We start from the raw sequence: 11,490 nt of genomic DNA, 5'->3' as shown, positions 1-11,490 counted from the left end.
AATATTATTGGCACTTATTAACCATTACGTGAAGTGGCTTACCTTTTCCTTCAAATTGAAGGCTCCAAACGTATTTTCCATCTTCTTTAATATCAACCGCAGTATCTGTGCCGTAACCACCAAATGTTAATGGTGTTAATTCACCGACATTCATTCGATTACCTTTCGCGGTAAATTGTGGGAACCACAACTCAGTCGCGTACTGCATTTTGAAAGAGCCTGCTTTTTCTTGCGTCACAACTTGATAGAAGTTATTGCCTTTGTAAGTGTATTTACGTTGAGGTACATGTTTCCAATCTGAATCAGCAAACGTACCGACAACAAACAGAGGTTTAGAAATTGGGCCTTTCGCCGTGCTATCTGGGTTGTCACAAGCCGCCATGAAAGCAACGACTTCGTCTTGAGACAGATTAACAATAGGTTCAGCAGCACCTTCTGGTTCTGCTGTCGATTGACAACCAGCAAGAGCAACAAGTAAGGCAGCAGCAAGTGAAGTTTTCATCATGTTCATTTTCACGTTAATTCCTTTTTAATATTCCAAAGTAAATACAAACTCACCAATCTGGATAAAGTTAATATTTAAAAAGAACAAAATACCAAACTAGCGATAAAGAATATTATTCTCTATCTTGCTGAGCCAGATTACTTTGAGAGGTTTAATTATTTCCTAATCGATGACGAGTAAGGTTAGGAACACACTTTAATTATTGATCTGTTAAATATGAAAAACAAAGTAAAACAAATAAATTTGTGAATAAGCTAACTATATGTAGGGGTGAGTTTTATCGTTCTAAATGCAATTAAAAAAGGCCAGCAATTTGCTGGCCTTTTTTATTCGTTTATTTGGTATTTACCGCTTTAACAAAGACTTCTTGTGCACCTTCAATGCCCAATTCTTTTGCTTCATCAAGCAATGTTAGCGCTTTAGGAATATCGTCCGCGGCAACCGCTGCCTTGATAGAGCTGTGGTAGTAGCTGGTTAAATCCGTACCTTGAGGAATGTTGTCGTTTTTCGCAACAATCTTAGTATTCACGATGTCGTTCGCGGATACTGAAAAGCGGAACTGGCCAAGTGGGCTGTGTTTCGCTTGAGGGTCTGCAATATCTGGCGGCTGAGTATGATTTGCCAGTGCGAAGGCTTTTGCAGGGTGAAGAACTTCAGAACTTCCTTTTAGATCAGCGGAAGTTGTGTAAACCAGTACATGCAAGTCATTACCTGTCATGTCTGGAATCACGTTCATTTCAAGTACGAATTTATCGTTATCCAACAGTTTTGCTGGCTCGTACTTAAACTTTGAGAAATCTGCTTGGTAAATAGTTTCACCAGCCGTGTTCATAACAACGACGTTAGGTGCGTAAAACTCTAGATTTTTGTTTACGAAGGTCTCTAGTTTGATATCGAGACTGCCACGATTGCCTGGTAATGCGAACGCTGCAATTGCACCTGCGCTATTACCATCTAGCAGCATCTGGCTTTTATCAGTCAAAGCGAACTCAGTAACCACAGGTACATCAACTGGTACCCATTGAATATCACCCGATTGCGTGATCACTTGTTGTTGACCTTTCGGGCTCATATCGACTTGTTCTACAGAAGTACATCCTGTAGCCAACATTCCCAACAGCACGGGAGCAAGCCATTTTTTCATTACCGTCTACCTCGACTCATTATTGTTTTTTGAAATAAATACAGCCAGATAAGTTTCTGGCTGTATCATTCTAGGACAATTTAGGACTTAGTGGCTAGATGATTACCACCAAGCTTCAGCTTGTACACCGAATTGGAATGTATCGTCTGAACGACCGCCGTCAAATGCGTTTGAGTTGTCGTCTTTATCTGCAGTTAGGTACGACGCGTAAACGCGGATTTCAGGACGAGCCCAGAAGCTAGAGCCAGCAGACCATGCTTGAGCAACAGTTAGTTTACCGAACTTGTTCTCTGCACCGTCGTTATCATCGATAGCGTAACCAGCTTCGAAGATAGTTTTGTGGTTGTCATCCCATTTGTACATTGGACGTACAACTACAGACATTGCTTCCCACTTGTCTTGGCCAGCCCACATGTCTTCACCAACACCGTATACTAACTGGTGACCCATTTCCCAGTTTTCACCCATACCGATTACACCCCAGTTGATTAGGCGGTAACCAGATGCGCCACTGTCAGCTTCTGCACCGTACCAGCTACCGTCGCCGTAGAATGCCATTGTTTTAGAGTAGCCTTCTGTACCGTACTGGAATACTGTTTTGTTGAAGCCTGAATCTAGACCTTGAGTCAATTCAGCAGTGAACATTACACCGTCTTCTGCATCTTTAGTGCTGTTTGGTGCATCGTCAGTTTCGTTAACTAGAGCGTAGTTTAGACCTAGTTCTAGAGAGCCGTTTTCCCATACTGGAAGACCAGCGTAACGTACGTCTAGAGTGTTAACGTTTGCATCGCCGCCATCGTTACCTGGGTCAGCGATATCGCCACGGTCGTTACGAACCCATGCAAAAGATACTTTACCTGGACCAGCTTCGATGCCTTCAACACCAGCGCCCGCGCCAGAGATGTTCCAGTAGTAGAAGTCAGAGATATGGATGTCGTGACGTTGGTAGTAACGCTTACCTGCCCATAGAGTTGCTTCAGGAGCAAAACCTAGAACGCCTTTAGCTTGAACGTTGAACTGACGTAGAGCGAATTGAGCGTCGTCAGTACAGCTTACTGCATCACCTGCGTCGTTTAGGCCACAGTTAGTTGCAGTGCTTTCCCAGTCGTTAGAACCGTTAGAAGTCATTGCAATCATAGAGTCTACGTAGAACGTTTTACCGTTGTTGTTGTAAACTTCTTTACCTAATTGGATTTCCCCGTAGATGTCGCCTTCGTTACCTAGACGACCAATTTTGTTCTTTTCGAACGTTAGTTGTTGGCCACCGTCAGCGCTTACGCCAACACCAGCACGCATGTAACCATGAAAGTCCACTGCGAAAGCAGAACCAGCAGCTAAAGTTGCAGCAACAGCAGCAGCAATTACACTTACTTTTTTCATTCTTAACTCCATTAAGGGTATTTATAATTCTGTCTTCCCTGCTCACTCTTTTAGATACATATAGGCAGTAAAAATGCACCTAAAGAAAGAGAGGTAAGATGGGAACAAGTCCCCGTTTGTTTCAACAGTCTGCAGATTACCCAAGGAGTACAAGGATGACTTCCTCCGCCCCAAACTAATTTAGGGGGGATGAGAAGGGATGAGAAAATATACCGAATGGTGTTTTTTCGAGTTAGATCACCAATCTAGGGAGGAATTAGTAAGTTTCTTCAGTTTATGGCCGCTACAAAGTGATAGCCATTTCATATTTTTGTCAAAAATAGGTCGTAGAAAGTAATTTAATTACAGTGATAATTTTCGATATAAGGTGGTTGACCTTAGTAAGACAAAGTTTTTTACTTATAGTTTCTTAAAGGTAGCAATAAAATTAAAAAAAGATTCGCTGATGACACAACTTCACTCTCGCCCATACCCACTCGGCGCAACCGTAAATAAAGAAGGTTGTAACTTCTCTATTCATGCTCCGAGTAGTAAAGACATTCAACTTGCGCTATTTGCGGAAGACGGTAGCTACAAGCTGCACGACTTACCAGGCGAATATGCAGGCATTCGCCATACTTTTATCCCTGACATAAAACCGGGGCAAAAGTATGGCTACGTGGTGACGCACAAAGACGAACCTTTGCTGATCTCCGATCCCTATGCAAAGTCGATTGATAAAGCCCTTCACTACCAGCCTCCATTTTCTCCTGCAAAAAGCTTCGATATGCCAAAGTGTGTCGTCATAGAAGACAACTTTGATTGGCAAGACACAGATCATCCTCGCATACCACGAGAAGAGATGGTGTTGTTTGAAACTCATGTTAAAGGGCTCACTCAGCAGAACCCTGAAGTTCCAAGCGATACAAAAGGCCGTTATTTAGGTTTGTCTTCACCTGAAATGTTGGCGTTCTACAAACAGCAAAACATCAACACGTTGCAATTGCTACCTGTCGCAGCGTGTATGCATGAACCGCATTTGCTTAAGATGGATAAAGTGAACTACTGGGGTTACAACCCATACTTGTTCATGGTGCCGGATCCTCGCTATGCAGAAAAAGACGCGGTAACCGAGCTCAAAACCACCATCCGCGAGCTGCATAAACACGGCATCGAAGTGATTCTTGATGTGGTTTACAACCACACGGCGGAAGGCGGTGAAGGCTCAACGATCTTCAACCTAAAAGCACTCGACTCACGTTTCTACATCAAACATGGTCAGAACTTCGCGAACTTCACTGGCTGTGGCAACACAGTCGACTTAACTTACCAGCCAGCACTGAATCTCGTTATGGATACGCTGCGATACTGGGTGAGCGAATTTAAAGTCGACGGCTTCCGTTTTGACTTGGCAGCAACGCTAGGTCGCCAAGGCGACGATTACAATCCAGAAGCGGCCTTCTTTAAAGCCGTCGCGCAAGATCCTATTCTTCGCGAAACCAAATTGATCGCTGAACCTTGGGATATCGGTCCTAACGGTTACCAAGTGGGTAACTTCCCATTTGGTTGGAACGAGTGTAACGATAAACTGCGCGACATCTCCCGCAGCTTCTGGCGCGGTGATCAAGGCTACCTAAAAGAATTTGCGACTCGTTTGATGGGCTCTCGTGATATCTACAGCGCAGCAAACTGGCCTTACAAACTCACGGTTAACTACATCACGTATCACGATGGTTTCACCCTGCAAGATTTGGTGTCTTACAAACAGAAGCACAATGAAGCGAACGGTGAAGAAAACCGCGACGGCCATGGCGATAACCGCTCTGAAAACTATGGCGTGGAAGGTGAAACCGAAAACTTGATGATCATCGCCACGCGTGAAAAACAAAAGCGCAACTTAATGGCGAGCTTGCTGTTTGCCTTTGGTATTCCTCATATCCTAACTGCGGATGTGTTGTCGCACACGCAAGGCGGTAACAACAATGCTTACTGTCAGGATAACGAAACCAGCTGGCTAGATTGGTCGAGCACAGAACGCAAACAGCACTTCAAAGTGTGGATGTCACAAATGGTCGCCAATCGCAATCAGTATATGGTGCCATTCATTCGAGCGTTCAGTGGTGAGAATCGCAATAACAACCGTATCTTCTGGCGTCGTATTGATGGCAGCTTGATGGAGCACGACGATTGGAACCGTTTAAGCTCTGTAGCACTGCATTTAGGCATCGGCAAGGAAGGACAAGAGTTGGTTTACCTGATCAACCAAACCAACGCACCTGCGCGATTTAAGCTACCAAATGAGCGTGGTCAAGAGTGGGTGACAGTGTGTGATACCAATGTGCGTAATCTAAATCCTGGTCATGCGGAAGGCGAAGTGTTGCTGTCTCCTACGTCGATGGCGATTCTGCATTATCAACCAGAGTAAGAACCTTACCTGACACAAGCGAAGCTTATTCCTACAAGAACTGACAAGCCCAGCCATGCGCTGGGTTTGTTTTATCAACGTTTCGGATACATAAACAGCAATCAGCTCAAATAGCACACCATACGCATTGATGCACAAGTGAAACTAATCTAATATTGCTAGCCAAATCACATTTATAATATATACAACGTTATTTGGCATATGGCTTTACCTAAATTCTTAATCCGCATTCTGCGGCCTTACCTGCTATTACTCGCAGGTTTCATGGTCTATCTGGCTTATGCTCAGTTAGTCGATTCCGAGTCGATGGTCTATCGGCAATCACAGACCAATATCATCACTGCAGAACGGTTGATCCACTCCCAAATCGAAGCGGCTTTCAGCAAATTCTATCTTCTAGAGACCGCATTAAAAGCAAGCAAACAAGACCTCAATGATCCTGACTTCCGGGAACTAAGCCAAGGCATCATCGACTATTCCCCGCAATACTCCAATATCCTCTATACCACATCAAACAACAGCGTCGCTTATGGCCTATCTGGTCAAATCAAACAAGCAGACACCAGCGCAATTCAATGGCATAAATTGGATACTGTCAGCGATAAATTCTCTATCTCTTCGCTGTACCAAAACCCGCAACAACGCTGGGTATTCGCCATCAAGCACGTCAATCCAAATCTAAAATACCAACTTTGGCTTGAGTTCGATCTTCTTCATACCACTCAGCAATTGCGTGGTCTAAAAACATTGAATAAAGGTTATGTGTTTGTCGTAGACAGAGATACAGAACGCTTGGTATTCCATCCAGATCCAAGCCGCATCGGTGATTACTCAGTAAGTTATCATGGCGGTATCAGCGATAAAGTTGCATCGGGCTTACTGTTCGGTAAACACGAATACTATTACCAAGATAACTTTAAGATTTCAGTCTTCGATGCAGACAACGGCTTAAACTGGGTGTTTGTCGCAGGTACAGACCGTGCCGATATCCTTAACAGCAGTTATCCGTTCACGCTAACGGCCGGTGTCATCGCCTCCCTGCTCGCGCTCGCCATCGGAATCAACTACCTCACTTACCAACTGCATTTGTCGTTAGCCCGCCTAAATGGCACAGAGAGCGTTGGTGAGTTCAAAACCCAACTCAAGCATGTCTTGGATCGCTTTTGCTACCACAGAGGCATACAGTTCTGTTTATACGACAGCTTGAATTACAGCTTTTACACCCTCGATTATCACGGCAATAAAAAGCTGGTGTTAACCGACGCGGAACTCGCGGCGCGTTTTTCTCATAGCGCTTTAACGTACAGAACGAAGAAGTACGGCGACGAGCTGACGAAAAAGCTCAAGATCAACAGTAACCACTACTGTATCCCATTGTTTGATGGACGAGAGCTGCTTGGCGTGACTTACGTCAGTTGCCGATTCCCAACCTACAAATGCGTGCTCAGTTTGATTCAAAACTACGCCCAAGTGGCGTTGGCAAACCTGAAATTACATGACCGTTTGCGCCATCAAGATCCAATGACGCAACTCGAAAACAAAGCGTGCTTAGCAGCAAAAGTGTCGAGAGAGCTTGATTCAGAGAACCGTTTTATCGCGATGGTCGATATTGATAACTTCAAATACATCAACGATAAATTCGGCCACCCAGTCGGTGATTTAGTCATCCAAAAAACAGCTGAAGTGATGCGTGATTGCTTCCCTAAACCAAAAGGGATTTGTTTAGCACGTTATGGTGGTGAAGAGTTTGCCATCGTGTTCCAAGCCAATGACGAGTTTGATGCCAAACATCAGCTTGATAACTTCCTAACGGCGTTGCAAAGAAGCCATCTCACATTGGGTTGTGGCGATGTGCGATTTACGGCAAGTGTTGGGTTTACGCCATTAGAAACCAGCTATCACCATGTAGTGGAGCAAGCTGACAAAGCACTTTATCAAGCAAAAAGATTGGGCAAGAATCGCGTCTGCCACCTCAAAGCAGCATAGCGAATTTCTTACGAAAGAAGACAAAGCCAGAGCAGATATCGCTCTGGCTTTTTTATTTCTATTACAGTCAGTTAAGTCACAAGATCTTACACGACACTTCTCTCTTTTCCCGTCTTTTAACCGACGCAAATTCTGCCCCCAAATACCCAACTGTTAATCAGTTCTGAACAGGTGTTTATTTTTCTTTGATTTAACTTAACGGCTCTCATCAATAACCTTAAATGCATCAGGGGATTGCACGAAGCCAATTGAAAATGAAAGAACTGGACGATTACGTAGAGCAGATAAATTTAGACCTGACTAGCGAGATGTTAGAAGAACTAGGTTGGGTCAGCGATAACGTCCATCAGGTTCTTTATTGGGTTATTGCCGCCATCCTATTCGTTGTATTGATTTGGGGTATTTTCTCATGAAGGCATCCAATCCATCTTATGGTCAGGTTTATTTGGTTGGAGCAGGCACAGGCGATGCGTCACTGCTTACCATTAAAGCATTTCGTCTGCTTAATCGCGTTGATGTCGTGCTTTATGACCATCTGGTTTCGGAAGAAGTCTTGGACGTCATCCCACGAAAAACCCTAAAGATCTGCGTGGGAAAACACTACGGGAAGTGTTCGCAAACGCAGGCAGAAATCAACGAAATGATGAAGGGCTACGCAATCACAGGTCTAACGGTATGTCGCTTAAAAGCGGGCGACCCGTTTGTATTTGGTCGAGGCGGTGAGGAAGCGACCTATTTAACACAGCAAGGCATCAACTATGAGGTTGTACCGGGTGTAACTGCGGCACTTGGATGCTGCGCCTACGCGGGGATACCGGTCACTCATAGACAAGTTTCGAGGGGTGTAACCTTGGTAACGGGACGAAACTGTAATGATGCTAGCGAACCGAATTGGAGCGCACTTGCCGCCATCGACCACACCCTTATTTTCTACATGGGGCTACATAAAGCAGAAGCGATCGCAGACAACCTCATTGCACACGGTCTCGCGCCAGATACACCTTGTGCCATCGTCAGCAATGGGACACGAGAAAATCAAAGCAAGATCGTCACTACCTTAGCCGGACTGTATGAAACCTGCAAAACGCAAAAACCACCACTGCCAGCAATCATAGTGGTGGGAGACGTGGTTTCCCTTTCGCATTCACTGGAATGGTTTGAGTCCACCGCCGAGCCCTGTTTAGAACGCACGATTCATTAGTTTTTGAAAATAACGAGATAGAACAATGCCTAAGTTTTTAACTACTCAGCAAATGGGTTCGGCGATCGAGGCGTTACGTCAGAGCTATAAGGTGATGGCGCCCGTCTATGAGGAATACGCAGGTCGTTTTGCCCATACCCCAAATTTAGATTACCAAGAATTGGAACGTTACGACCAACTGGAGTGGAAAGAGAAAAGCCATTTTTCACCCAAAGAAATCGTCTTTCCGATCACGGAAACTCTGTTTTGGTTTAACGCCGACGAGTTGCGAGAATCCAGTATCGATGCGCGCCCTGTGTTTCTGTTTCTCAGAGCTTGTGACATCAATGCGCTCAAAAGTCTTGATTACATGTTTTTAGAAAACGGCGGCCACAAAGACTTCTACTACAAACGTCTGCGCCAGAAACTCAAACTTGTACTGATTGAGTGCAGCGAAAGTTTCGAAAACTGCTTTTGTGTCTCTATGGGGACCAACAAAACCGATAACTTCGCCGCTTCAGTACAATTTAGTGACCACGGCGCCATTGTCACTATTAAAGATCCAGAGCTAGCGCCCTACTTTTCACAAGGCAAAGACGTTGAGCACAGTGTCAGCTTCGTCAAGTCCAATCCGGTCAAAGTCCGCACGCCAGATTCGGTTTGCGATGACCCAACGAAAATACGTGAAGTGTTACTTAGCCATCCGGTGTGGTCAGAATACGATTCACGCTGCATTGGTTGCGGTCGCTGTACTTCCTCATGCCCGACTTGTGCCTGCTTCAACGTGTTTGATGTGGTTTACAACCAAGAAGCCAAAGTGGGTGAACGTCGCCGCCAACACGCCAGTTGTATGATTGATGGCTTCTCGGATATGGCAGGCGGTCACAGCTTCCGTCATAAAACTGGAGAGCGCTTACGTTATCGCGCCTTACACAAGGTCAACGACTTTAAATCTCGCCAAGGCGAACACCATATGTGTGTTGGATGCGGACGCTGCGACGACCGATGCCCTCACTACATCTCATTTAGCAACATCATCAACAAGATGACATCGATTGTAGAGGAGGCGCTCTAATGTGCGATTGTGAAAACAAAATGCTGCCGCAAAGCTACCCGATTATTCATATCGAAAAGCACACAGAACTGGAATGGAATTTTCGCGTTGCGTGTGACTTTCCAGTGCATTACGGACAATTTGTCGAAGTGGGTTTATCCCTTGTGGGCGAAGCACCTATTTCAGTCTCCGATTACGGCTTAGGTTACGTCGACTTGCTGATACGTAATGTCGGCAAGGTAACCAGCGAGCTGTTTCAATTAAACGCCAGTGATCGCGTGATGATGCGCGGCGCAATGGGCAACGGCTACCCGATGGAAGCATACCAAGATAAACACCTCATTGTGGTCGCGGGCGGCACTGGCGTTGCTCCGGTTAAAGGGCTGATTAACTACTTTCACAACAACCCAAGTGATGTGAAGAAGATGTCTTTGATCCTCGGATTCAAAAACCAAGATGCCGTGTTGTACAAAAACGACTTGCTGAATTGGTCTTACTCCAATCACGTCATCACCACCTTGGATGACGGTGGCGACGAACACTTCTATGAAAGCGGCTTAGTCACCGAACACATCAGCAAGCTTGACCTCTCTGACAAAGAAAACATCCGTGTCATCGTAGTGGGTCCACCGATCATGATTAAGTTCGTCGTGCAGGACTTCTTATCCAGAGGCATTCAAGAAGACCAGATTTGGGTCGACTACGAACGCAGAATGGCTTGCTCAGTTGGTAAATGCGGTCACTGCCGAATTGGCGACAAATACGTGTGCTTGGATGGTCCGGTTTTCCGTTATGACCACGCCAGAACCATGATCGATTAGGAGGGAATCACAATGACGATGGACGTAGATATCATCAAAATGCGCGCCAATGGCGATTACCGCCTATCGAAAGTGCGTGGCGAGTGCATGATCAGCGTGCGCATTCCGGGTGGCATTATGCCCGCATACTTACTCGGTGCTGCGCAAGAGATCGCCGAAAAATGGGGCAATGGTGTCATTCACCTCACCACGCGACAAAAACTGGCGATGCCCGGTATTCGTTATGAAGACATTCCAGAGGTCAACAAAGCGCTGGAGCCATTCATCAAAGACATCACCGTCGATACGTGCGGCATTGATGTCGAAGACACACAAGCAGGTTATCAGTCGATTGGTGGGCGTAATATCGTCGCGTGTCAGGGCAGTCGAATCTGCCAGAAAGCCAATACCGATACCACTGGCTTGGCGCAGCGAATGGAGCGTCACGTTTACCCTAGCAAATACCATTTAAAAATGGTCATGGCAGGCTGTCCGAACGACTGTGCCAAAGCCAATATGGCGGATTTTGGCATCTTAGGTATCGCCAAGATTAATTTCGAAAGTCATCGCTGTATTGGTTGCGGCGCCTGCGTCAAAGCTTGTGCGCACCACGCAGTAGATTGCTTGTCACTCAAAGACGGTAAAGCGGTGAAGGAAGAAAGCAAATGCATTGGCTGCGGCGAATGTGTGCTTGCTTGTCCAACACTGGCCTGGCGTCGAGCTCCAAAACAATTCTATATGGTCAAACTGGGCGGTCGAACTTCGAAGAAGACCCCTCGCGTTGGCAAGATGTTCCTCAATTGGGTAACGGAAGACGTCCTACACCCTCTCATCGACAATCTGTTCGAATTTGAAAAAGAGATGTTGGGCGGTAAGCCGATTTACCTCCACATGGGACATCTGATTGATAAAGGCGGCTACTTGCGTTTTAGAGAGCGCGTCTTAGATGGCGTTAGCCTAAATCCGGAAGCCAAAGTCGCCGAACGTATGTATTGGGCAGAAGATGAATACGTAGCGAACATGCACGTGAAATAGGC

At 45.7% G+C, this 11,490-nt stretch carries 10 protein-coding genes; 7 read left to right on the top strand and 3 right to left on the bottom strand.

What is annotated here, in order from left to right; all coding sequences use genetic code 11:
* Nucleotides 1-4: 4 nt before the first annotated feature.
* The 3 genes from ACLIIY_RS20580 to ACLIIY_RS20570 form a co-directional block, all read right to left on the bottom strand.
* A complete protein-coding gene (locus ACLIIY_RS20580) occupies nucleotides 5-511 on the bottom strand; it encodes a hypothetical protein (protein ID WP_020195601.1) in 507 nt (168 codons plus the stop codon).
* 328 nt (nucleotides 512-839) lie between these two features.
* The gene (locus ACLIIY_RS20575; protein ID WP_009706534.1) at nucleotides 840-1,649 is read right to left on the bottom strand and encodes a MalM family protein; all 810 of its coding nucleotides are present in this window, start codon (nucleotides 1,647-1,649) and stop codon (nucleotides 840-842) included.
* Nucleotides 1,650-1,751: 102 nt separating this feature from the next.
* A complete protein-coding gene (locus ACLIIY_RS20570; protein ID WP_009706535.1) occupies nucleotides 1,752-3,029 on the bottom strand; it encodes a maltoporin in 1,278 nt (425 codons plus the stop codon).
* Between the two features lie 445 nt (nucleotides 3,030-3,474).
* On the opposite strand from ACLIIY_RS20570, the gene glgX reads away from it, so the two are divergent.
* The 7 genes from glgX to asrC all read left to right on the top strand — a co-directional run bounded on the left by glgX (nucleotide 3,475) and on the right by asrC (nucleotide 11,488).
* Nucleotides 3,475-5,433, top strand: coding sequence for a glycogen debranching protein GlgX (gene glgX / locus ACLIIY_RS20565; RefSeq protein WP_009706536.1), 1,959 nt, complete (start codon nucleotides 3,475-3,477; stop codon nucleotides 5,431-5,433).
* A 264-nt stretch (nucleotides 5,434-5,697) separates the two neighbouring features.
* Complete coding sequence (locus tag ACLIIY_RS20560) at nucleotides 5,698-7,419, top strand: sensor domain-containing diguanylate cyclase (protein ID WP_434529508.1); 1,722 nt, start codon at nucleotides 5,698-5,700, stop codon at nucleotides 7,417-7,419.
* 254 nt (nucleotides 7,420-7,673) lie between these two features.
* Complete coding sequence (locus ACLIIY_RS20555; protein WP_009706538.1) at nucleotides 7,674-7,832, top strand: hypothetical protein; 159 nt, start codon at nucleotides 7,674-7,676, stop codon at nucleotides 7,830-7,832.
* Nucleotides 7,829-8,620 (top strand): uroporphyrinogen-III C-methyltransferase, encoded by a 792-nt coding sequence (cobA, locus tag ACLIIY_RS20550; protein ID WP_354385307.1) that lies wholly within the window; start codon nucleotides 7,829-7,831, stop codon nucleotides 8,618-8,620. The genes ACLIIY_RS20555 and cobA overlap by 4 nt, the downstream gene beginning before the upstream one ends.
* 25 nt (nucleotides 8,621-8,645) lie before the next feature.
* Nucleotides 8,646-9,674 (top strand): anaerobic sulfite reductase subunit AsrA, encoded by a 1,029-nt coding sequence (asrA, locus tag ACLIIY_RS20545; RefSeq protein ID WP_434529275.1) that lies wholly within the window; start codon nucleotides 8,646-8,648, stop codon nucleotides 9,672-9,674.
* The gene (gene asrB, locus ACLIIY_RS20540) at nucleotides 9,674-10,474 is read left to right on the top strand and encodes an anaerobic sulfite reductase subunit AsrB (RefSeq protein ID WP_009706541.1); all 801 of its coding nucleotides are present in this window, start codon (nucleotides 9,674-9,676) and stop codon (nucleotides 10,472-10,474) included. Before asrA ends, asrB begins: the two co-directional genes overlap by 1 nt.
* Nucleotides 10,475-10,486: 12 nt before the next feature.
* Complete coding sequence (gene asrC / locus ACLIIY_RS20535) at nucleotides 10,487-11,488, top strand: sulfite reductase subunit C (protein ID WP_434529274.1); 1,002 nt, start codon at nucleotides 10,487-10,489, stop codon at nucleotides 11,486-11,488.
* Nucleotides 11,489-11,490: the final 2 nt, after the last annotated feature.

Origin of the sequence: Vibrio sp. K4 (assembly GCF_051122595.1) — a bacterium.
Classification (GTDB): Bacteria; Pseudomonadota; Gammaproteobacteria; order Enterobacterales; family Vibrionaceae; genus Vibrio; species Vibrio owensii.
Note: the sequence above shows the minus strand (reverse complement) of the source record. Positions and strands in the feature narration are given on the sequence as shown.